The organism is Streptomyces sp. NPDC002793, assembly GCF_040295485.1.
GTDB lineage: Bacteria > Actinomycetota > Actinomycetes > Streptomycetales > Streptomycetaceae > Streptomyces.
On record NZ_JBEOVL010000013.1, the window covers coordinates 69049 to 91189 of the forward strand.

Annotated in this window: 18 protein-coding genes and 2 tRNA genes; 18 read left to right on the forward strand and 2 right to left on the reverse strand. The window is 69.3% G+C overall.

Annotation, left to right across the window (positions count from 1 at the left end):
• Window positions 1-135 precede the first annotated feature (135 nt).
• The 3 genes from ABT001_RS15210 to ABT001_RS15220 all read left to right on the forward strand — a co-directional run bounded on the left by ABT001_RS15210 (window position 136) and on the right by ABT001_RS15220 (window position 5457).
• Window positions 136-1635 carry an SDR family NAD(P)-dependent oxidoreductase gene (locus ABT001_RS15210; protein WP_351276925.1) on the forward strand — a complete coding sequence of 500 codons (1500 nt, stop codon included), beginning with the start codon at window positions 136-138 and terminating at the stop codon, window positions 1633-1635.
• Between the two features lie 137 nt (window positions 1636-1772).
• On the forward strand, window positions 1773-3962 hold the full coding sequence (locus ABT001_RS15215; RefSeq protein ID WP_351276927.1) for a hypothetical protein: 2190 nt from the start codon (window positions 1773-1775) through the stop codon (window positions 3960-3962).
• A 265-nt stretch (window positions 3963-4227) separates the two neighbouring features.
• Complete coding sequence (locus ABT001_RS15220) at window positions 4228-5457, forward strand: glycosyltransferase family 2 protein (protein ID WP_351276930.1); 1230 nt, start codon at window positions 4228-4230, stop codon at window positions 5455-5457.
• A 35-nt stretch (window positions 5458-5492) separates the two neighbouring features.
• Here ABT001_RS15220 and ABT001_RS15225 read toward each other — a convergent pair whose 3' ends face one another.
• The gene (locus ABT001_RS15225; protein ID WP_351276933.1) at window positions 5493-6917 is read right to left on the reverse strand and encodes a polysaccharide pyruvyl transferase family protein; all 1425 of its coding nucleotides are present in this window, start codon (window positions 6915-6917) and stop codon (window positions 5493-5495) included.
• A gap of 307 nt (window positions 6918-7224) precedes the next feature.
• Between ABT001_RS15225 and proB the strand changes: the two genes are divergently transcribed.
• From proB to ABT001_RS15250, 5 genes are all read left to right on the forward strand, one after another.
• Window positions 7225-8343 carry a glutamate 5-kinase gene (gene proB / locus ABT001_RS15230; protein WP_351277211.1) on the forward strand — a complete coding sequence of 373 codons (1119 nt, stop codon included), beginning with the start codon at window positions 7225-7227 and terminating at the stop codon, window positions 8341-8343.
• 129 nt (window positions 8344-8472) lie between these two features.
• The gene (locus tag ABT001_RS15235; protein WP_351276936.1) at window positions 8473-8958 is read left to right on the forward strand and encodes a DUF8830 family protein; all 486 of its coding nucleotides are present in this window, start codon (window positions 8473-8475) and stop codon (window positions 8956-8958) included.
• 149 nt (window positions 8959-9107) lie between these two features.
• Window positions 9108-10391, forward strand: a complete 1284-nt coding sequence (locus tag ABT001_RS15240) for a glutamate-5-semialdehyde dehydrogenase (protein ID WP_351276938.1) — start codon at window positions 9108-9110, stop codon at window positions 10389-10391.
• Window positions 10392-10521: 130 nt separating this feature from the next.
• A complete protein-coding gene (locus ABT001_RS15245; protein WP_351276940.1) occupies window positions 10522-11133 on the forward strand; it encodes an SCO2584 family spore wall biosynthesis protein in 612 nt (203 codons plus the stop codon).
• A 275-nt stretch (window positions 11134-11408) separates the two neighbouring features.
• Window positions 11409-12533, forward strand: coding sequence for an SCO2583 family membrane protein (locus ABT001_RS15250; protein WP_351276943.1), 1125 nt, complete (start codon window positions 11409-11411; stop codon window positions 12531-12533).
• On the opposite strand, the gene ABT001_RS15255 is transcribed toward ABT001_RS15250, so the two are convergent.
• A complete protein-coding gene (locus ABT001_RS15255) occupies window positions 12463-13629 on the reverse strand; it encodes a M48 family metallopeptidase (protein WP_351276945.1) in 1167 nt (388 codons plus the stop codon). The two genes, ABT001_RS15250 and ABT001_RS15255, sit on opposite strands and share 71 nt — an antisense overlap.
• A 111-nt stretch (window positions 13630-13740) precedes the next feature.
• Here ABT001_RS15255 and ABT001_RS15260 point away from each other — a divergent pair, with 111 nt between their 5' ends.
• From ABT001_RS15260 to leuS, 10 genes are all read left to right on the forward strand, one after another.
• On the forward strand, window positions 13741-13893 hold the full coding sequence (locus ABT001_RS15260; protein WP_351276948.1) for a hypothetical protein: 153 nt from the start codon (window positions 13741-13743) through the stop codon (window positions 13891-13893).
• Window positions 13894-13977: 84 nt separating this feature from the next.
• The gene (locus ABT001_RS15265) at window positions 13978-14139 is read left to right on the forward strand and encodes a hypothetical protein (RefSeq protein WP_351276951.1); all 162 of its coding nucleotides are present in this window, start codon (window positions 13978-13980) and stop codon (window positions 14137-14139) included.
• A 38-nt stretch (window positions 14140-14177) separates the two neighbouring features.
• Window positions 14178-14795: a nicotinate-nucleotide adenylyltransferase gene (gene nadD / locus ABT001_RS15270; RefSeq protein WP_351276953.1), complete on the forward strand. Its 618-nt coding sequence runs from the start codon at window positions 14178-14180 to the stop codon at window positions 14793-14795.
• A 19-nt stretch (window positions 14796-14814) separates the two neighbouring features.
• The gene (locus tag ABT001_RS15275) at window positions 14815-16569 is read left to right on the forward strand and encodes an LCP family protein (RefSeq protein ID WP_351276956.1); all 1755 of its coding nucleotides are present in this window, start codon (window positions 14815-14817) and stop codon (window positions 16567-16569) included.
• A 71-nt stretch (window positions 16570-16640) separates the two neighbouring features.
• Window positions 16641-17072 carry a ribosome silencing factor gene (gene rsfS, locus ABT001_RS15280; RefSeq protein ID WP_351276959.1) on the forward strand — a complete coding sequence of 144 codons (432 nt, stop codon included), beginning with the start codon at window positions 16641-16643 and terminating at the stop codon, window positions 17070-17072.
• Complete coding sequence (locus ABT001_RS15285) at window positions 17069-17722, forward strand: histidine phosphatase family protein (RefSeq protein ID WP_351277214.1); 654 nt, start codon at window positions 17069-17071, stop codon at window positions 17720-17722. Before rsfS ends, ABT001_RS15285 begins: the two co-directional genes overlap by 4 nt.
• Before the next feature lie 116 nt (window positions 17723-17838).
• A tRNA-Ala gene (locus tag ABT001_RS15290) sits at window positions 17839-17911 on the forward strand.
• A 403-nt stretch (window positions 17912-18314) separates the two neighbouring features.
• Window positions 18315-18548 carry a hypothetical protein gene (locus tag ABT001_RS15295; protein WP_033305681.1) on the forward strand — a complete coding sequence of 78 codons (234 nt, stop codon included), beginning with the start codon at window positions 18315-18317 and terminating at the stop codon, window positions 18546-18548.
• 156 nt (window positions 18549-18704) lie between these two features.
• Window positions 18705-18777: transfer RNA gene (locus ABT001_RS15300), tRNA-Ala, on the forward strand.
• 405 nt (window positions 18778-19182) lie between these two features.
• Window positions 19183-22056, forward strand: coding sequence for a leucine--tRNA ligase (gene leuS, locus ABT001_RS15305; RefSeq protein ID WP_351276963.1), 2874 nt, complete (start codon window positions 19183-19185; stop codon window positions 22054-22056).
• Window positions 22057-22141: the final 85 nt, after the last annotated feature.

Consider the following 22141-nt stretch of genomic DNA (forward strand, 5'->3'; position numbering starts at 1 on the left):
GGCTGATCTGCCTGGCCAGGCGGTGAACTGCGGGTTTCCCAGAGGCGAGCACCGGTAAACGTCCACCTTGCGAGACGGTCACGGAGAGTGCGACCATCACACTGTTCCCCCCTGTCATCGCAAGGTAGGTCGTCTGTGTCTGTGCCGCATGAAGCCAAGCCCCGGACCACAGCGGTCGTGCTCGCCGGTGGGACCGGTCAGCGTGTGGGACTGTCGATCCCCAAGCAGCTGCTGAAGATCGCCGGTAAGGCAGTCATCGAGCACACGCTGACCATCTTCGAGAACGCCGAGGACATCGACGATGTCATCGTGCTGATGGCGCCGGGCTTCGTGCCCGACGTCGAGAAGATCGTCGCCAAGGCCGGACTGACCAAGGTCATCAAGATCATCGAGGGTGGAAACACCCGGAACGAGACCACCGAGCGGGCCATCGCGGCCCTCGGTGAAGGGCTTGCCGAGGGCGAGGACCGTAACGTCCTCTTCCACGACGCGGTCCGTCCGCTTCTGTCACAGCGGGTGATCAAGGACTGCGTCGACGCCCTCGGCCGGTACCAGGCAGTGGACGTGGCCATCCCCTCCGCCGACACGATCATCGTGACCCGTACCCACGGCGAGGACGGCGAATTCATCACCGAGGTCCCTGACCGGTCCCGGCTCCGCCGCGGCCAGACCCCGCAGGCCTTCAAGCTGTCCACGATCCGCAAGGCGTACGAGGTCGCGGCCGGCGACCCGAACTTCCAGGCCACCGACGACTGCTCGGTCGTCCTGCGGTACCTCCCCGACGTGCCGATCTACGTGGTCGCGGGCGACGAGTACAACATGAAGGTGACCCAGCCGGTCGACGTCTTCATCACCGACAAGCTCTTCCAGCTGGCCTCCACGGCGGCCCCGCGCCAGGCCGACGAGGCCGCCTACCGCGACCTGCTGTCGGGCAAGACCCTGGTCGTCTTCGGCGGTTCGTACGGCATCGGTGCCGACATCGCCACGCTGGCCGAGCAGTACGGCGCCAGCGTGTACGCGCTGGGCCGCTCCACCACCGGCACGCACGTCGAGAACCCGGAGCACATCGACGAGGCGCTGTCCAAGGCGTACGCCGAGACCGGCCGCATCGACTACGTGATCAACACCGCGGGCGTGCTGCGCATCGGCAAGCTGGCGGAGACGGACACCGCGACCATCCAGGAAGCGCTGAACGTCAACTACCTGGCTCCCGTGCAGATCGCCCGCGCCTCGTACAAGTACCTCGCGGAGACCCAGGGACAGCTGCTGCTGTACACCTCCAGCAGCTACACCCGGGGCCGCGCCGAGTACAGCCTCTACTCCTCCACCAAGGCCGCGATGGTGAACCTCACGCAGGCGCTGGCCGACGAGTGGGCGGGCGAGGGTGTCAGGGTGAACTGTGTGAACCCTGAGCGCACCGCGACGCCCATGCGGACCAAGGCGTTCGGCCAGGAACCGGAGGGCTCGCTGCTCTCCTCCGAGGCCGTGGCGCGCACCTCGCTGGACGTCCTCCTGTCCGCGATGACGGGCCACGTCATCGACGTACGGCAGCAGGACCCGACCCGTGATGTCACCGAGGCCTCCGGATTCGAGCAGGCGCTGGCCTCGGTTCTGGACCGTCAAGAAGATGTGTAATAATTCTTGACAAATGTACTTATTCGGGCCTCTGGATTCGCCTTTACGGCAAATCCAGAGGCCCGAGTGCGTGAAGCCGCATCTTCACATTTCCCTCTATACGTGAAACAACCGGCACCCCCTGGAGCAGGTTCTTCGTGATTTCGACAGCCATTCGCCTGGCCCGTGTGGGCAGTCGGGCAGAACTGTTGGCAGCGATACTGATGATGCTGGGCTACCCCTGCGTCATGGTCGCCGCTCTTCTTCCCGACATCTGGTTCTTCGCGGCGGCCACGGCTGTCACGTACCTCGCGGACTGGTATCTGCACCAGCGCGGTAGTTATCTGATCAACCGGCTCGGCAAGGTGCGGGCCGGGCTGCCCATCCGCTTCCTCCTCCGCCAGCTGATGATCATCCTGCTGCTGGCCCGGCTGGACCTCGCCGAGGAGCCGCTCTTCTACGCGGCCGTCGCCTGCTTCCTCCTCTTCTACGGCCTGCAGGCCCCGCACGGCGCGCTGACCACGCTGATCCGGCTGCGCCGCAGCCTGCCGATCGTCACCCGCAACGTCGACCTGCACGCCGTCCGCATCCCCGACGCCCCGCCGCGCGCGCTGCTGCACCGCGCCAGCGAGAAGATGCTGCACCTCGACCTGCCCGCGGTCGCAGGCGTCCTGATCGCCGCCGGTACGGGCGAGGACTTCATCGGGTACATCGGTGCCGCCGTGACGCTGGCGCTGGCCGTCGGCTACAACGCGCTGCTCGTCCCGTATCTGCGCCGGAGCCGGCGGGCGCCGTCGGCCCCTGCGGTGCTGAAGGCCCTGGACACCTGGCTGGGCGAGTACCAGCCGACCGTCGTGCTCTACTTCTCCGGCTCCAGCGAGTCCGCCTACCAGGGCAACATGTGGCTCGACACCATGGCCGCCGTCGAGGGACGCCCGCTGATCGTGATGCGCGAGCGCAACCTGGTCCCGCAGCTCGCGGACACCTCCGTGCCCGTGGTCTGCGTGCCCGGCGGCACCCACCTGATGAACCTGGACCTGTCGACCGTCCGTGTCTGCCTGTATCCGGCCAACGTCGGCAAGAACATCCACATGCTGCGTGTGCCGACGATGAAGCACGTGTTCATCGGTCACGGGGACAGCGACAAGCTGGCCAGCGTCAACCCGTACTCCAAGGTGTACGACGAGGTGTGGACCGCCGGCCGCGCCGGCCGTGACCGGTACGCCCTGGCCGACGTCGGCATCCGCGACGAGGACATCGTGGAGGTCGGGCGGCCGCAGCTGGCGCCGATCGAGAGCTGGACCGGCACCACGAAGAACCCGATCCCGACCGTGCTGTACGCCCCCACCTGGGAGGGCTGGGACGACAACCCCGGTAACACCTCACTGCTGCTGGCCGGCGAGAACATCGTCCGCCGACTGCTGAACGCGGACAGCCCGGTCCGGGTCATCTACAAGCCGCACCCCTTCACCGGCATCCGCAGCGCCAAGGCCAAGGCCGTCAACGCGCGGATCAAGGCCATGGTCGCCCGGTCCACGCAGGACCGGGCCGCCGACCCGCGCTGGGCGAAGGAGGCCTCGGCCGCTGCCGAGGGGCAGCGTGCGGCCAAGGCCGAACTGGCGCGCGTCGAAGCCCGTCTGGCCGAGCTGGCGAAGCCGGGCCGGGCCGGGGGCGACGAGTCGGAGGAGTCGCGGGTCGCCCTCGCCGACCCGGCCCGTCAGGCGGAGATCGCCACCCTGAGGGCCGAGTGGAACGACGCCTACTGGCGCTCCTTCGGCTGGTGGGAGCACAAGACGGTGACCGGCTCGCAGCCGAAGCTGTACGACTGCTTCAACCAGTCCGACGCCATGGTCTCGGACATCTCCAGCGTGGTGTCCGACTTCATCGCGAGCGGCAAGCCCTACGCGGTCACGGACTCGGCGGAGCTCGGCGCGGAGGAGTTCAAGCGCCAGAACACCGCTGTGCGGGCGGCCGTCATCCTCTCCAACGACGCGGAGAAGATCGACGAGCTGCTGCGTGCCGTCGCGGATCCGGCGGCGGACCCGCTGGCCGAAGCCCGCCACGAGCTGAAGACCTATCTGCTGGGGCCGGACGAGCCGACCTCCATGGAGCAGTTCAACGCCGCCGTACAGGCGCTCTCGGCCAAGGCGGAGGCCCGTAACGCGGGCGTCGCGCAGCGGATCGGCGGGCAGCAGCCCGCCCCGCTGCCCGACCCCGAGGCCACGTCCAGCGGTGCCGGGGACGGGGCGGCGGAGCTCGTCGCCGAGGCGGAGGCGGCGGTCGACCCGGACGTGCCGTCCCCGGACGCCGACGCGGAAATCGGCGCGGGTCCTTCGGCGATCCGCTGACACGCGGGCGCGCTGACGCGGTGCTGCGCTGACGGTGGTCCCGTCGGCCACCACGCCCGGAGATGACGGTCCGGTGTAATCCGACCGACATCCAGTTGTTCGAAAAGCGTCCGATTCTCGACGCAACCTACCCAACGGCCCGTCCGTCTTCTCCTCAGGGAGGGGAACGTACGGGCCGTTCGGCGTGTCTGTACTGAGAACGAGGTATATGCCTCTGTTCCAGTGTTTCTCCTGCTTTGTGCGTTTACATGTGAACCGGGGAGAGATGAGCACCACCACACCAGACGTGACCGTCGTCATAGGCGCCTACGAAGCGATGCCCTACCTGATCCGCTGCCTGGAGTCCGTCGAAGCGCAGACGCTTCCGGCCGGGCGCATGGAGATCGTGGCTGTCGACGACGGGTCCACCGACGGCACGGGGGAGTACCTGGAGGAGTTCGCCGCACGGACCGCCATCGATATGCGCGTCGTGCGGCAGGAGAACTCGGGAGGTCCCAGCGGCCCGCGCAACACCGGGCTCGGTCTCGCTCGTGGCAGGTACGTCTTCTTCCTCGACGCGGACGACTACTTCGGCGAGGAGGCCCTGGAGCGGATGGTCGCGATGGGCGACCGGGCCGGCACGGACGTGGTGCTCGGGAAGGTCGTGGGTGTCAACCGCGGTGCGGCCAAGTCGATGTGGAAGCAGACGGTCGAGCGGGCCGACCTCTACTCCTCCAACATCAAGTTCACCTTGAGCGCCCAGAAGCTGTTCCGGCGGGACCTTCTGGTGCGGCTGGGTATGAGGTTCGACGAGGAGCTCAAGACGGGTGAGGACGCGCTCTTCACCATGGAGGCGTATCTGCGGGGCAACGGCGTCTCCGTCGTCGCCGACTACACCTGCTACTACCTGGTCGGTCGTGACGACGGCAAGCACGTGACCAAGAGCGGCAGCTACCTGCTCCGCTTCGATTCGGCCCGGGCGTTGATGGGTCTCATCGCCGCTCATGTCCCGCCGGGGCCGAAGCGGGACATCCTGATGGTCAGGCCTTTCGTCATCACGCTGCTCCCGCAGTTCGGGCCCGCTCTGCTGCGGCAGTCCGACGAAGTGCGGAGGAAGAAGATGGAGCTGGCCGCGCCGCTGCTGGAGAAATACTGGTCACCGGGGGTGGCCAACCGCCTCAAGGTCCACGAGCGGCTCCGGCTGATCTGCCTCTCGCAGGGCAGGCTCGACCTGCTTCTGGACATCCTGGAGTTCATGAAGGACAAGAAGGAGCCCCGTGCGGTCCGCAAGGGGCTCAGAGGCCGGCTGTACCTGGCCTACCCGCACTTCGGCGAGGGTGCGGGGCTGCCCCTGTCGGCGTACGAGATGACCGTGACCGAGTGGATCGGGGGGAAGCGGCTCGAGGTGCCGGGGCGTCAGTCCACCACCGCCTTCCTGCGCAGGCTGGCCGGCAAGGCACGCAGGACGGCCCGGTCCGCGGGACTGCACAGGCCGCACCGCGCCCACAAGGTCTGAGGTGGGCCGCGGCGCGGCAGTGCGATGCGAGGTCCCTACTGTTCGGGGCGCAGGAGCCTCCGGACAGGGCGCCCCACCACACGCCGGGCGCGCCGGTAGGCGGACGGCCACGCCGCCGTACCCTGGCCCGCCTGCACCTTGACGCTGACCGGGCCGGTCTTCTTCCTGAGCTGGTTGCGCAGCTGGGTGTTCTGCGCGGTCAGGTCCTCCAGCCGGCTCTGCATGAAGCTGAAACGGCTGCTCAGTGCGTCGGGGTCGGTCTCCGTCCACGGGCGGACGGCGGGCGGGAGGTCGAGCTCGGACACCCGGGCGTCGAACGCCTCGCCGCTGTCACCGTGGTGGAAGGTGTTCTCCAGACCGTTCCGCTCCATGAAGCCGGTGAAGCGGAGGAAACGTTCCTTGTGGCCGTTCACCAGCTCACCGAAGTCCGCCGCCTCGTACAGCTCGGCGGGGTCGATGTTCTTGGGCGTCTCCGAGATCTTGCGGTGCGGGATGCCGAAGTACCGGCAGAGCTCCAGGGTCCGGGAGTCGCTGCAGAGCACGGTGCTCGGGACACCGGCCAGCAGGGCCGCGATGTTGCCGTGGATGCGTGAGCCGAAGGAGAAGTCGAAGGCCCGCAGCTCGTCGATCCAGGTGGCCGGGTCGACGTAGAGCCGGACCTTGCCCTCGCGGTACATCGGGTGGGACGGGTGGGTCGGCATGGAGGTCTGGGCGCCGATCGGGTTCGGCGTCTCCCGCCAGTGGAGAAGCTGGGCCTCCAGCAGGTTCTGGCCGACGAACCGCAGATGCGGATACCGCTCGTGGGCCTGCCGGATGATGGCGTCGAGGCCGTGCGACCGTACGGCGCTGTGCGAGCCGTTCACCGAGATGCGGGATTCCGCGGTGAGTGACTCGGACTTCTTCTCCAGCGTGAACGTCTCGCCGTTCATGAACAGGGAGGGGCACCCGATGACCTCGACGTCCCGGAAGCCCATGCCCTTGAGGTACTGCTCGGTGAACTCGCCCCGCACGCCGATGGACGCGCTGCGGTCGAGTACCTCGGTGACGAATTCCCTGACGGTCGGCTCCATCGGCTTCAGCCGGGCCGCGTCGTACGCGAGGTCGGCCTGCGCGCCGACGCCCAGGACGACGACCGGGATGCGCAGCTTCTTGATCAGCTGTGTCATCCGCTTCAGGGACCGCTCGAAGGTCGGGCGGAACGCGTTGGCCAGGGGCACGACGAAGACGTCGAACTCCTCGTTGATGCGGTCGGCCGCCGCCGGATCCGTGCGGATGCCGTTGGAGAAGACCTCTGCCCGCGGAGTCGTCAGGATCTTGTGCGCCGCGTCGCTGAAGATCAGGTTGCCCGCGTTGGTCGCGAAGACATCTCTGTCGAGGGACTGTTCGACCGAAGCCACATCGAAGGGGCTTTTGCCCGATCTGAGGAGAATGCGCTTCTGGCGGGTAGGTTCATCTGTCACACAAGAGAGGGTAGCTCCATGAATGGCGGGTGGAGATTACGTAAATGACTCCATTCGGGGGCATGTCGGTACGTGACCTGACCTCTGTTTCTCATGTAGGGGAACCTGGTGCTACCTGTGCGGGTGACAGCGACTGAGACGGCGCGGTCCCGGACCCGCCCCCTCGCGTAGATTGAGCGAACCGAGCAGGACGACGTGATGGGGACGGGCGTACGTGTCAGGGGCAAGGGAATCCGAAGGCGCGGCAAGGGAACCCGAAGGTGCGCTCCGCACCCCGCCCGAGGGCGGCGCGGGGCGCAGACAGGGTGTGACCGACGCCCGCAGGATCGTCGTCAAAGTGGGGTCCTCCTCGCTCACCACCGCGGCGGGAGGGCTTGACGCCGATCGGGTGGACGCGCTCGTCGACACGCTCGCAAAGGTGAGGAGCGGCGGTGAGCGTGAGCTCGTCCTCGTCTCCAGCGGGGCCATCGCGGCGGGACTCGCTCCGCTGGGACTCGTCCGCAGGCCCAAGGACCTGGCCCGGCAGCAGGCCGCGGCCAGTGTCGGCCAGGGGCTGCTCGTCGCCCGCTACACCGCGTCCTTCGCCCGCTACGGAGTACGGGTCGGGCAGGTGCTCCTGACCTCCGACGACACCAGCCGGCGCGCCCACTACCGCAACGCCTACAGCACGCTCGACCAGCTCCTCGAGATGGGCGCGTTCCCCGTCGTCAACGAGAACGACACGGTGGCGACCGACGAGATCCGGTTCGGTGACAACGACCGGCTGGCCGCGCTCGTCGCCCATCTGGTCCACGCGGACCTCCTCGTACTCCTGTCCGACGTCGACGGTCTCTACGACGGGGACCCGAGCACGCCGGGCACCTCCCGCATCGCCGAGGTGAGCGGACCGGCCGATCTGGAGGGCGTCACCATCGGCAGCGCGGGCAAGGCGGGCGTCGGCACCGGGGGCATGGTCACCAAGGTCGAGGCGGCACGGATCGCCACCGCCGCCGGGATCCCGGTCGTCCTGACCTCGGCGAGCCGCGTCGCCGACGCCCTCGCGGGACGCGACACGGGCACGTACTTCCACCGCACGGGACGCCGCTCCGCGGACCGGCTGCTCTGGCTGGCCCACGCCTCGACCCCGCAGGGCGCCCTCACGCTCGACGACGGGGCCGTACGCGCAGTCGTCGAGCGCCGCACGTCCTTGCTGCCCGCCGGAATCTCGTCGGTCGAGGGCGAGTTCTCCGCGGGGGACCCAGTCGAGCTGAGGGACCCCGCCGGCCGGGCGGTCGCCCGCGGGCTCGTCAACTTCGACGCCAAGGAGATCCCCCAGCTGCTCGGCCGGTCCACCCGCGACCTCGCGCGTGAACTGGGCCCCGCCTACGAGCGGGAAGTCGTACACAGGGACGATCTCGTCGTCCTCACACCCCGCCCGGCCCCCTGAATCGGCTGAAAGTCCAGCCTTCGGGCGGAGACCTTCACGAAAACCGCCCCGCGCCCGGGCTCGGGCTGCTCAACTTTGTCACGGGGACACGAGGGGTCAGCACAGCTACGGATTCACAGGAGGCCGCCGGTGAGACGAGCGCGCCCGGGGGCGCTGCCCCGCGGAACGGGCGGCCGCGCCCTGACCAGCGTCGGAGCGGGAGCCGACTTCGTCGGCGCACCCACCGATCGGACCATCGAGCAGGAACCGGTGGTGACGGACGAGGAACTGACCCGCTCCAAGCTGTGGCACATCACGCTCAGCGTCTCCGGCGCGGAGACGCCGCTGAAGGAGATCAGGCGCGGACTGGAGCAGCTGGCGCACGATCACCCGTTCCTGCTGACCAGCCGGTATGCCAACGACCACGCGGAGATCCGCTACTGGGAAGAGGCCCGCGACCTCCACGACGCCGCCGCGGTCGCACTGCGGCTGTGGGGGGAGCACCGCTCCAGCGCGAAGCTCCCGCCCTGGGAGATCGTCGGCCTGGAGGTCATCGATCGGGAGACCTACCACCTGCGGATCGCCGAGGGCTACGGCCCGCCGCCGGCGGCCCCCGTCGGGGTCCACCCGTACTGACCGGCGTACCGCCCTGCCCGCCTGCCCGCCAGGGGCGTTCCCGACATGCTGCCGGAGCACACAGGGGCCGGTGGAAGGGGCCGGTACGCCCGTCTCGCATGACGGGATACGTGACGGATGCCCGCAGTGTGCGCACTACCCTGCGGGGCATGACCACGCTTTCGCCGTACGACAACATGTCCCCGGTCGCCCAGGCCGCCTACCGGGCACGCGCCGCCGCCGACGACATCGCGCCACTCCCGCGCGCGGCGAAGGACGACGCCCTGCTGGCGATCGCGGACGCCCTCGAGGTGCGGACCAGCGAGATCGTCGAGGCCAACGCCGAGGACGTCGCGAAGGCCAGGGAGGCCGGGACGAGCGAGTCCGTCGTCGACCGGCTCACGCTCACCCCGGAGCGGATCCGCGCGATCGCGGCGGACACGCGGGACGTGGCGGCACTTCCCGACCCGGTCGGCGAAGTGGTCCGGGGCTCCACCCTCCCCAACGGCATCGACCTGCGCCAGGTGCGGGTGCCGCTCGGCGTGGTCGGCATCATCTACGAGGCCCGCCCCAACGTGACGGTCGACGCGGCCGCGCTCTGTCTGAAGTCGGGCAACGCGGTGCTGCTGCGCGGGTCGTCGTCGGCGTACGCCTCGAACACCGCACTCGTACGGGTGCTCCGTGACGCGGTGGGCGGGTCCGGCCTTCCGGCGGACGCCGTGCAGCTCGTCCCGGGTGAGAACCGTGATTCGGTGCGCGAACTGATGCGCGCCCGCGGCCTCGTCGACGTACTGATCCCGCGCGGCGGCGCCTCCCTGATCCGTACGGTCGTGGAGGAGTCGACGGTCCCCGTCATCGAGACCGGCACCGGCAACTGCCACGTGTACGTCGACGCGCAGACCGACCTCGGCATGGCCGTCGAGATCCTGGTCAACTCCAAGGCCCAGCGCCCGAGCGTGTGCAACGCCGCCGAGACCCTCCTGGTCCACAAGGACGTCGCGGCGGACTTCCTGCCCCTGGCCCTGGACGCGCTGGCCGCCGCCGGGGTGACGGTGCACGGCGACGAGCGGGTGCTCGGGTACGCCGAGGGGTCCAAGGCCACCGTGGTGGCGGCGACGCCGGAGGACTGGGAGACCGAATACCTCTCGTACGACATCGCGGCCGCGGTCGTGGAATCGCTGGAATCCGCCGTGGCGCACATCCGGCTCTGGTCCTCCGGCCACACCGAGGCCATCGTCACGACCTCGCAGGCGGCGGCCCGCCGGTTCACCCAGTTGGTGGATTCGACGACGGTCGCCGTGAACGCCTCCACGCGCTTCACGGACGGCGGCCAGTTCGGATTCGGCGCGGAGATCGGCATCTCGACGCAGAAGCTGCACGCCCGGGGGCCCATGGGGCTGCCGGAGCTCACCTCGACGAAGTACATCGTCACGGGCGACGGCCACATCCGTTAGCGGGGCACCCCGGCGGGGCGGCCGGGGCGGTCAGGCGCCGGGGCGGGCGACTTCGCGGGCTCCCGCGCCGGGGGCGGGCGACTTCGCGGGCTCCCTGCCCAAAACGTCCCGCCGGGGCTACGCTGGGGCTGTGCCGGACGACGTGGGGGGCAGGCCGTTCCCGGACGGCTGGGAGCCCGACGACGACCGCGGGGGCGCGGACGAGGACTTCGCCTCCGTGGTGTTCGACGAGGACTTCGTCCGGTCCGCCGAGATCCACGAACCCACCGCCGTCGAGCGTCTGCTGGCCGCCGCGCAGGCCCGCGCCGAAGCCGAGGCGAGCCGGGCGCGTTCGGGCGGCGGCGCTCTTGACGACGACCTCTACGAGGACCGTCACGACGACGGCCACGGTGCGGACGGCCTGTACGGCCGGGAGAGGGCCTTCGGCGACCGGCTCGACCCGGATTACCTCGACGGCCTCCACGGGGACGACAACGGCCCCTACGGGCGCCATGGTGGCTCCCTGCGTCCCTACCGGGGGGCGGCGCGCTGGCACCGGCCGGTCGCCTGGCTCCTTGCCCTGCTGATGGGCGTCGGAATGGTGGCTCTGGCGCTCAGCGCCGTGTACCGAGGCGGTGCCGGTAACCGGCCGGACCAGGTGCCGCCACCGTCGACCAGCGGAGTCGACAAGCCGGGCGTGGCCCCCTCCGCCTCAGCCGACTACTCCCGCCCCGCGGTGTCCGCCGTTCCCCGGACGCCGTGAACCCGCCGGTGAACCCGCCGGTGAACCCGCCGGTGAACCCGCCGGTGGGTCGATGCGGGACCGCACTCCCGCATGTTTCCCGCCCGGCCGCGCTCCACCTGCGGTCCCACCCGCGGCGCGTTTACCTTGATGACGATCGACCCAATCTGAAGGCATGACCCTGTGCCCGTGCCGAGTACGTCCGACCCGTGACGGACCGGTCCGCCCGACGGCACGCGGCTGAGGCGGATCCCGGCGCCGGCCCACGCCGGTGGCGCGGAGGATCGGGAGAAGTCATGACAGGCCGCGGTAAACCGCCAGAAGGTCCGCCCGACAACTCCTCGGGCGGGGAGGACGAGTACCGCTCACTCGTCTTCGACGAGTCGTTCGTCCGCGCTGCCCGGCTGCAGGAATTCTCCGCCCAGGAGCGCATGGGCGAGCACGCCCGCGCCGTTCGCTCCCTCCCGGGCCGCGGTACCCGCCGGCACCGCTCCAGGGCCGGCATCGCTCTCGTCCTGCTGATCACGCTGGCGTTCGCCACCGCCGTGTTCATCGGCTTCCGCAACCCCTACCCGACCCCCGTAGGCAGGCGTGCCGAACCGCTCCGGACCACGGTGGTTCCGCTCGCACCCCAAGGCCCTGTCCCCGGGGGGACCGCCGATGCGCTCCTCGCCGACGGCCCGGCCGCGGGCCACCGCACCGGTGCCTCGGGCATCAATCTGCCATCGGTCCGGCGGACGGAGAACTTCTCGGACAGCCAGGTGACCATCGCCCTGACCACGGTCAAGGACTACCTGGTGGGCTCCTCCCTCGATCCCGACGTGCTCACCGGAGGGGTCGTCCGGCCGGTGGGGCGGCTGCTCGACCCGGACCAGAGGGCGCAGTTCGACCGGAGCATGGACTCACCTGCCGACGACGGTGAGCACGGTGCGACCGGCTGGCTGGTGCGCTTCGACCCGGCAGAGGTGGAACTGGCCGACCCCGACATCCGGGTACACGGCACCCTCTCCTACACGGAGGCGGGGTCGGACACCCTGGAGGTGGTGTCCGACCACACCTTCACCTACGCACTGAGGCCCGCGGCGTCAGGCCCCCACCGGACCGACGGAGCCTCCCTGTTCACGGTGCGCCGCGTCCTGCACTTCCTGCTCGACCGGGAAGACGTCCGGCTGCACCGCCTGGAGGTCCGCAGCGCCTACGTCCAGGCCGGTCCGCAGGCGTGCGCGGCCGGGACGACAGCGACCCTGCGGCCGCTGCTCGCGGGTGAGCAGGCGGACGACCGGGGTCCCGCAGGCACCGACCCGTACGCCACGGGCGTGCCCTCGGCCGCCCTCTGCGGCACGTTGGGCGTCAGCTCCCCGACTCCGGGTCCTCCTCCGGGTCGGCACGCCGCCACGTCCCCTCGGAACCGCCACCCTTAGCACCCGTGGCGCCCGGGGCCGGTGTGTCGCCCTTGCCCGCGGCGGCACCGCCGCCGCTTCCGCCGCTCCCGCCGCTCCCGCCTGTGAACTTGTCCCGGAGCTTGCCTCCGAGGTCGCCCGCACCACCCGCGATGTCACCGACGAGCTTCATCAGCGGGTCCTTGCTGGTGCGCACTGTGTCGGCGTAGTGCGCCGCGGACTCACGGAGGGAGTCCGTCACCGACGTGTCCTTGTCCTCGTCCCGCTTGGGGTAGTGGCCGTCCAGGATGCGCTGGAAGTCCCGGGTCTCCGACCACTTCTTCAGCTCGGCCGCCCGGACCGTGGTGAACGGGTGCGTCCGGGGCAGTACGTTCAGGATCTTGAGCACGGAGTCGCGGAGGTCGCCGCCCTTCTCGTACTCGTCGGCCTGGGCGAGGAACGCGTCGACATTCATCTCGTGCAGATGATTGCCGCCGGCGATCTTCATGAGCCCACGCATCGAGGCACGGAGATCCTGACCCACCAGCAGCCCGGCCCGGTCGGCGGACAGCTCCGACTTGCGGAACCACTCGCGCAGCGCGGTGACGATGGCCATGATCGCCACATTGCCGAGCGGGATCCACGCCACCTTGAGGGCGAGATTGGTGAGGAAGAGCAATATCGTGCGGTACACCGCGTGACCGGAGAGGGCGTGGCCCACCTCGTGGCCGACGACGGCCCGCATCTCCTCCTCGTCGAGCAGCTCCACCAGCCCGGTCGTCACCACGATGATCGGCTCGTCGAGGCCGATGCACATCGCGCCGGGCTGAGGGTCCTGGTTCACATACATCGGCGGGACCTTCTTGAGGTCCAGGATGTAACAGGCGTCCCGAAGCATGTCGTTGAGATGGGCGAACTGGGCGTCGCTCACCCGGACGGAGTCCGACAGGAAGAGCAGTCGCAGGCTGCGCTCGGGCAGCAGCCCGCTCAGTGCCTTGAACACGGTGTCGAAGCCGCTCAGCTTGCGCAGGGCCACCAGGGCCGAGCGGTCCGCCGGGTGCTCGTAGGCCCGCGAGGAGATGTCCGGGAATCGCTTGCGCTGCCTGCTCGGCACGCTTTCGTGACTGGTGTCGGTCATGGGTGGCCCCCTGTTCGTACGAGACGTTGCTCGTCCCCCTGGCAAAAGCCAGCGTATGTGCTGGAGCTACGGTGTGCGGGGGGCTGTGGATAACTTTGAGGAGCGCCCGGAATGCCGCACACCGCCGTCATGCTCGCCGCCGTGTCCGAGGACCAGGGGCCGGGCGACACACTCCGCATCGTGCTGCTCGTCGCACTCGTCGGAGCGGCTCTGCTCGCCTGGTTCCTGCTGCGCGGATACCGCAACGACGACAACAACGACTGAGTCGGCGTGAGCGTGCCCGTGGCGCCCGCATACGATGTGCGCGACGTCTCCCTCCTGATTCCCGATGGATAGGTCCTGCAGAAGATGAGCCTCTCGAGCACCGCGCACCAGCTGGTCACCCTCGCCTCCGAAGGCGAGCAGGGTGGTAACCACGAAAGCCTCAGTCCGTACCTCACCGGCATCGGCGCGTTCGTCGGCCTGATGCTCCTGCTGTGGATCACCATCAGCTTCAACCGCGACCGCTGAGGCAGAAGCGAACAGCTGTACCAGTAGGGTCTGCACGCATGGGAGAGCAGGAAGTGCCTACCGGCCGCGGCAAGCGCCGACTCGGCGTGATGGGCGGGACATTCGACCCGATCCATCACGGACACCTGGTGGCGGCCAGTGAAGTGGCCGCCCACTTCCACCTCGACGAGGTCATCTTCGTCCCGACCGGGCAGCCCTGGCAGAAGAGCCACAAGCAGGTCTCGCCCGCCGAGGACCGATACCTGATGACGGTCATCGCGACCGCGTCCAACCCGCAGTTCTCGGTCAGCCGCAGCGACATCGACCGCGGTGGACCGACGTACACGATCGATACCCTGCGGGATCTGCGCACGGTCCATGGCGACGCCGACCTCTTCTTCATCACCGGCGCCGACGCCCTGTCCCAGATCCTGACCTGGCGGGACGCCGAGGAACTGTTCTCGCTCTCCCACTTCATCGGTGTGACCCGGCCGGGTCACGTGCTGACGGACGACGGGCTGCCCGAGGGCGGAGTCTCGCTGGTGGAGGTGCCCGCACTGGCGATCTCGTCCACGGACTGCCGCGCGAGGGTCGCGCAGGGGGAGCCGGTCTGGTACCTGGTGCCGGACGGTGTCGTCCGCTACATCGACAAGCGCCAGCTGTACCGCGGCGAATGAGCCACGGAGAGGGGCACCTGTGAACGACCGACAGAACCCGTACGACCCGTACCAGCAGCCGCAGATCATCGGCTACGACGAGTACGGGCAGCCGGTCTATCAGCAGCAGGGGCAGCAGCAGTACGACCCGTACGCCCAGCAGCAACCGCAGCCGCAGGACGGGCAGCCGCAGCAGGGCTACGGATACGACCCGTACGCCCAGCCGCAGCAGCAGTACGACCCGTACGCCGGCCGGCACACCCAGCAGCAGGCGCAGCCGACGCAGCAGGGCTACGGGTACGGCGAGACCGGGTACGCCGACGGCGGTCACGGCGCGTACGGCTACGACACGGGCCGGCAGCCCGCAGTGGACGACTCCACCCACCAGTGGCAGGCGCCCCAGGCCCCTGCCGCCCCGGCTGCCGCACCGCCGGTTCCTGAGCAGCGGCGCGAACCCGAACCCGAGCCGGTCTCCGGGCCCGAACCGGAGACCGGCGCCGGTGTTCCCGGGCCACGCCGTTCCGACGGCGACTACGGAACCGAGCAGTTCTCCTTCATAGAGGAGCCCGACGAGGACTCCGAAGACGTCATCGACTGGCTGAAATTCACCGAGAGCCGGAGCGAGCGGCGCGAGGAAGCGCGCCGGCGCGGGCACAACCGGATGGTCGCACTCATAGTCGTCGTGGTTCTCGTGGTCGTCGGCGGCGCGGGCTACCTCTGGTTCGCGGGAAAGATCCCGGGAGTCTCCGGCGCGGACGAGCGGAACGCCACGGCGACGGGTCCGCAGAAGCGTGACGTCATCGTCGTCCATCTGCACAACACCAAGAAGGGCGGCACCTCCACGGCGCTGCTCGTCGACAACGTCACCACCGAGCAGGGGACCACCGTCCTGCTCCCCAACTCGCTGGCGGTGGCCGCGGACGACGGGTCCACCACCACCCTCGGCGAGTCCGTCGACGACGACGGGTCCACCGGCACCCGCGAGTCGATCGACACCCTGCTCGGCACCAGCATCAGCGGCACCTGGCGGCTCGACACCCCGTACCTCGAGAACCTCGTGGAGCTCGTCGGCAACATCGAGGTCGACACGGACACGGATGTGCCCGATGCCAAGAAGGGCGCCTCGCCGCTCGTGAACAGGGGAGAAGCGCAGACGCTGAGCGGCCCGATGGCTGTGGCGTACGCCACCTACCAGGGCGAGGGCGAGCAGGAGGCCAAGCAGCTGATGCGCTTCGGGCAGGTGATGCGCAGCGTGCTGCGCAAGCTGTCGGAGGACCCCAAGGCGGCGACCGTCACCGTCGAGACCCTCGCGCAGATCCTGGACCCGTCCCTGCCGGAGCAGGACCTGGGCGCCTCACTGGCGAAGCTCGCCGGGCACGCCAAGGTGGGCGACTACAAGACCGAGCTCCTCCCGGTCCAGAGCGACGGAACCCTCACCGAGAAGGCCACCGAGAGCGTGGTCAAGGACGTCCTGGGCGGCAAGGTGAAGGCCCCGGAGCAGGGTGCGGCGGTGCGTGTCGGCATCAAAAACGCCACAGGGGACGCGAGCGGTACGGAGTCCGCCAGGATCCAGCTCGTCAACGGCGGCTACGCCTTCGTCGACGGTGGCAAGGCGGACGCGGCCGCGTCGTCCCAGGTGGTCTACGGGGCCGCGGAGGACAAGGCGAAGGCGGTCGAGGTCGCCAAGACCCTGGGCCTGCCGGAGTCCTCTGTGGAGAAGGGCAAGCCCGCGGCGAACGCCGATGTGTCCGTGGTCATCGGGCAGGACTACGAGCTCCCTGAGCAGCAGGGCTGACGAGGTCGTAAGGGCTGTCGGCGGTCCGTGAGACCCTAGAGGTCGATCTGACCGCCGACGAAAGCCTGCATGTGACCGCCACGGACCGCTCCATCGAGCTCATCAACGCCGCCGCCCAGGCCGCGGCCGACCGGCTCGCGCACGACATCATCGCCTACGACGTCAGCGACGTGCTGTCGATCACCGACGCCTTCCTGCTGGCCTCGGCTCCCAACGACCGCCAGGTCAAGTCGATCGTCGACGAGATCGAGGAGCGGCTGCAGAAGGAGCTCGGCGCCAAGCCGGTACGCCGTGAGGGCGACCGCGACGCCCGCTGGATCCTCCTCGACTACGTCGACATCGTGATCCACGTCCAGCACAGCGAGGAGCGCGTGTTCTACGCCCTCGAACGCCTGTGGAAGGACTGCCCCGAGATCGCCCTCCCCGAGGACGCGATCAAGACCCGGGGCAAGGCCGAGGAGCACGCCCAGCTCACCGGCGGCACGGAAGGTGACCAGAGCTGAACGGCAGCGGGAGCGGCAGGGGCCGCAAGATCGTCCTCTGGCGGCACGGCCAGACGGCATGGAATCTGGAGCGCCGTTTCCAGGGCACCACGGACATCGAGCTGACCGAGACCGGTGTCGGCCAGGCACGCCGTGCCGCCAGGCTGCTCGCCTCCCTGCGCCCGGACGCGATCGTGGCGTCCGACCTGCGGCGGGCGGCGGCCACGGCAGCCGAGCTGGTATCGGTCACCGGCCTCGGCGTCACACACGATCCCGCGCTCCGCGAGACGTACGCGGGTGCCTGGCAGGGCCTCACGCACGAGGAGATCGTCGGGCAGTACGGCGAGCAGTACGCCGCGTGGAAGCGCGGTGAGCCCGTCCGCAGGGGTGGTGGCGAGCTGGAGACCGAGGTGGCCGACCGGGCCGCTCCCGTCGTGCTGGAGCATGCCGACAAGCTGCCCGACGCGGGCACGCTCGTCGTCGTGAGCCACGGCGGCACGATCCGGACGACCATCGGCCGTCTGCTCGGGCTGGAAGCCCACCACTGGGAGGGGCTCGGCGGGCTCTCCAACTGCTGCTGGTCCGTGCTCGGAGAGGGCGCGCGGGGGTGGCGCCTGCTCGAGCACAACGCCGGGACGCTCCCTGAAGCGGTGCTCGGGGACGACGACTAGCGGGCAACCGGACGGCTCCTCCGTGCGGCTGGGGCCGGATTTCACTTTCCGGCTTGTCGCAGGCTAAAGTTCTTCTTGTTCGCAGCGCGGAAACGCAGGGAAACACAGCGGACAGCGGGGCTATAGCTCAGTTGGTAGAGCGCCTGCATGGCATGCAGGAGGTCAGGAGTTCAATTCTCCTTAGCTCCACAATCAAGATCCCGTCCCCGGCAGGGGGCGGGATTTTTTTGACGGTTGTCCGGACCCGGTCGATGGCTCGCGCCGACAGTGCCTCAACTGCCCCGGCCCGCCTGGGACAAGGGCCGACGGCGTGCTTCGGGGGCATCCTCGCAGGTAGGCCGACCGGGCCGACGCCCTTCCCTGACGACAAAGGCGGGCAGCGGGGCGGTCGTCGGGCTGACCTCCGTGCGACGCCATGGCAGAATCGGACCGCCGGAGGGGGCGATGGACCGATCGGGAGGGAGCGCGATGCCTGCGAGCCGCGTACGGGCCCCCGGCCCGCTCCCTACCCCCACCGCGACCCGCTCCCCCTGTTCCTCGCAAGAGGGTTCCTCCACGCGCACGGCCTACGGCCGGCCCCGGAGCTGAGCGGATGGGTGCGCACAGGCGGAAGTGTGACTGGTGTGGCAGCGGTACGCCCATCGTCCGGGACATGGACCCCGTGAACGCGGAGTTCCAGTACTGGTGTGAGGAGTGCGCGCGGGCGCTGATCATAAAGGGCGACCCGATCGAGACGTACCGGGAGCTCGAGGGGGAGCCCATCTACGGCCGGCTCCTGGAGGAGCACTGCACCCTCAAGCGGTTCTATTCGTTCGCCACCGCCTGACACAGCGCCTGTGACCGGCTGTTCACGAGGGAGCAGTCGCTGGTCAGGGCGTTGCGCGCCGGTCATACCGGGGCGGAACGGAAACGATTTTTGATGGGCCGGGGGGACCGTGTAATGTTCTCGATGTCGCCAGGGAAACCGGGCGGCAGAGAGCACGGGGCTATAGCTCAGTTGGTAGAGCGCCTGCATGGCATGCAGGAGGTCAGGAGTTCAATTCTCCTTAGCTCCACAGTGAAGAAGCGGGTCATCCGGATCGGGTGGCCCGCTTCTTGTTGTTTCCGCGAGGCCGACCGTGTCGGTCGAACGTGGGTGGAGTGCGGCTGAACAGCGGACGGGCTCCAGGGGTGGGGAAGATCTGCGCGGATCACCTTCTGTCGGTTCCCTCGGCGGGGCCCGTGCCGCTGTTCGGCCGGACATCGCCCGGGCGGGGTGTCGGGCCCGTGCGGTACCCTGACGCCATGCGTGCCGTACGCCTTCTGCTTAGCGAGCCGCGCTGATCATTCCCGACCGGTGAGAATGCCTGGTCGGACTCGGCGCGGCGTCCCCTCCTGTGCGAGGGGATTTTTCGTTTCCGTAGACGTGTGTCCGTAGACGTGGGCGCCGGCAGATGACGATCGATGGAGCTTTGAGGATCATGAGCGAGACGAATACCGCGGCCGAGGTGGCCGCGCCGCACCGCTACACGGCAGCGATGGCCGCCGACATCGAGGCACGCTGGCAGGACTTCTGGGACGCCGAGGGGACGTACGAGGCACCGAACCCGACCGGTGATCTGGCGGGCGACCCGGAGCGGGCCGCCAAGCCGAAGAAGTTCATCATGGACATGTTCCCCTACCCCTCGGGGTCCGGGCTGCATGTCGGTCACCCCCTCGGCTACATCGCCACCGACGTGTACGCCCGTCACCAGCGGATGACCGGGCACAACGTCCTGCACACCCTGGGCTTCGACGCCTTCGGCCTGCCCGCGGAGCAGTACGCCGTGCAGACGGGCACGCACCCGCGGGTGTCCACCGAGGCCAACATGGAGAACATGAAGGTCCAGCTGCGCCGACTGGGCCTGGGCCACGACAAGCGCCGTTCCTTCGCGACGATCGACGCGGACTACTACAAGTGGACCCAGTGGATCTTCCTGCAGATCTTCAACTCCTGGTACGACACCGAGGCCGACCGGGCCAGGCCGATCGCCGAACTGATCGCCCAGTTCGAGAGCGGTGAGCGTCCGGTCCCCGACGGCCGTGCGTGGGGCGCGCTGAGCGCCGCGGACCGCGCCGATCTCCTGGGGCAGTACCGCCTGGCGTACGCATCGGACGCGCCCGTCAACTGGGCGCCCGGACTGGGCACCGTACTGGCCAACGAAGAGGTGACGGCCGACGGCCGCTCCGAACGCGGTAACTTCCCGGTCTTCAAGGCCAAGCTGCGCCAGTGGAACATGCGCATCACCGCGTACGCGGACCGGCTGCTGAACGACCTGGACGGGCTGGACTGGCCCGAGGCCATCAAGCTGCAGCAGCGCAACTGGATCGGCCGTTCCGAGGGCGCGCGCGTCGACTTCGCGGTCGACGGAGCCGGTGACATCACCGTCTTCACCACCCGTCAGGACACCCTGTTCGGTGCCACCTACATGGTGCTGGCACCGGAACACGAGCTGGTCGAGCGGATCATCCCCGCCGCCTGGCCCGAGGGCACCCACCCGGTGTGGACCGGCGGTCACGCGAACCCGGCCGAGGCTGTCACCGCGTACCGCAAGCAGGCCGCCGCCAAGTCCGATGTGGAACGGCAGGCGGAGGCCAAGGACAAGACCGGTGTCTTCACGGGCGCCTACGCGACCAACCCGGTCAGCGGCGAGAAGGTCCCTGTCTTCATCGCCGACTACGTCCTGATGGGCTACGGCACCGGCGCGATCATGGCCGTACCGGCGCACGACTCGCGCGACTTCGCATTCGCGCGCGCCTTCGAGCTGCCGATGCGCTGTGTCGTCGAGCCGTCGGACGACCGCGGCCTGGACCCCTCGACGTGGGCGGACGCGTTCGCCTCGTACGAGGCGAAGCTGGTCAACTCCGCCAACGAGGAGATCTCGCTGGACGGCCTGGGCGTCGTCGAGGCCAAGGCGAAGATCACCGAGTGGATGCGGGCGCGCGGCGTCGGCGAGGGAACCGTCAACTTCCGGCTGCGGGACTGGCTGTTCAGCCGCCAGCGCTACTGGGGTGAGCCCTTCCCGATCGTGTACGACGAGGAGGGCATCGCCCACCCGCTGCCCGAGTCGATGCTGCCGCTGGAACTGCCCGAGGTCGAGGACTACTCGCCCCGCACCTTCGACCCGGACGACGCCGACACCGAGCCCGAGACCCCGCTGTCCCGGAACGCCGACTGGGTGGACGTCACCCTGGACCTGGGCGACGGCGCCGGTCCGCGGAAGTACCGTCGCGAGACCAACACCATGCCGAACTGGGCGGGTTCCTGCTGGTACGAGCTGCGTTACCTGGACCCGCACAACGACCGGCGGCTGGTCGACCCGGCGATCGAGCAGTACTGGATGGGGCCGCGTGAGGGGCAGCCGACCGGCGGTGTCGACCTGTACGTCGGTGGCGCCGAGCACGCGGTGCTGCACCTGCTGTACGCCCGCTTCTGGTCGAAGGTGCTGCACGACCTGGGGCACATCTCGTCCGCCGAGCCGTTCCACAAGCTGTACAACCAGGGCATGATCCAGGCCTTCGTCTACCGGGACAGCCGCGGCATCGCGGTCCCCGCCGCCGAGGTCGAGGAGCGTGACGGGGCGTTCTACCACGCCGGCGAGAAGGTCAGCCGCGTCCTGGGCAAGATGGGCAAGTCCCTGAAGAACGCCGTCACACCCGACGAGATCTGCGGTGAGTACGGGGCGGACACCCTGCGGCTGTACGAGATGGCCATGGGGCCGCTGGACGTCTCGCGTCCCTGGGACACCCGGGCCGTGGTGGGCCAGTACCGGCTGCTGCAGCGGCTGTGGCGCAACGTCGTCGACGAGGAGACCGGAGAGGTCACCGTCGTGGACACGGAGCCCGGCGAGGAGACGCTGCGGGCGCTGCACAAGGCCATCGACGGGGTGGGCCAGGACATGGCCGCCATGCGGTTCAACACCGCCATCGCCAAGGTCACCGAGCTGAACAACCACCTGACGAAGGCGGGCGGCCCGCTGTCACGGTCGGTCGCCGAGCGACTGGTGCTGCTGATCGCACCGCTGGCGCCGCACGTGGCGGAGGAGCTGTGGCGCAGGCTGGGCCACACCGAGTCGGTCGTGCACCAGGACTTCCCGGTCGCCGACCCGGCGTACGTCGTGGACGAGACCGTCACCTGTGTGGTGCAGGTCAAGGGCAAGGTCAAGGCCCGCCTGGAGATCTCCCCTTCGATCTCGGACGAGGAGCTGGAGGCGCTGGCCCTGGCCGACGAGAACGTCGTCGCCGCGCTGGGTGGGGCGGGGATCCGCAAGGTGATCGTGCGGGCACCGAAGCTGGTCAACATCGTCCCTGCGTGACGGTGAGCCCTGGCGGTCGTGCGTGCGCCAGGGCTTTCCCCTAGGGGCAGGTCGGGGGTTCCTGCGGAACCCTCGGCCTGCCCGT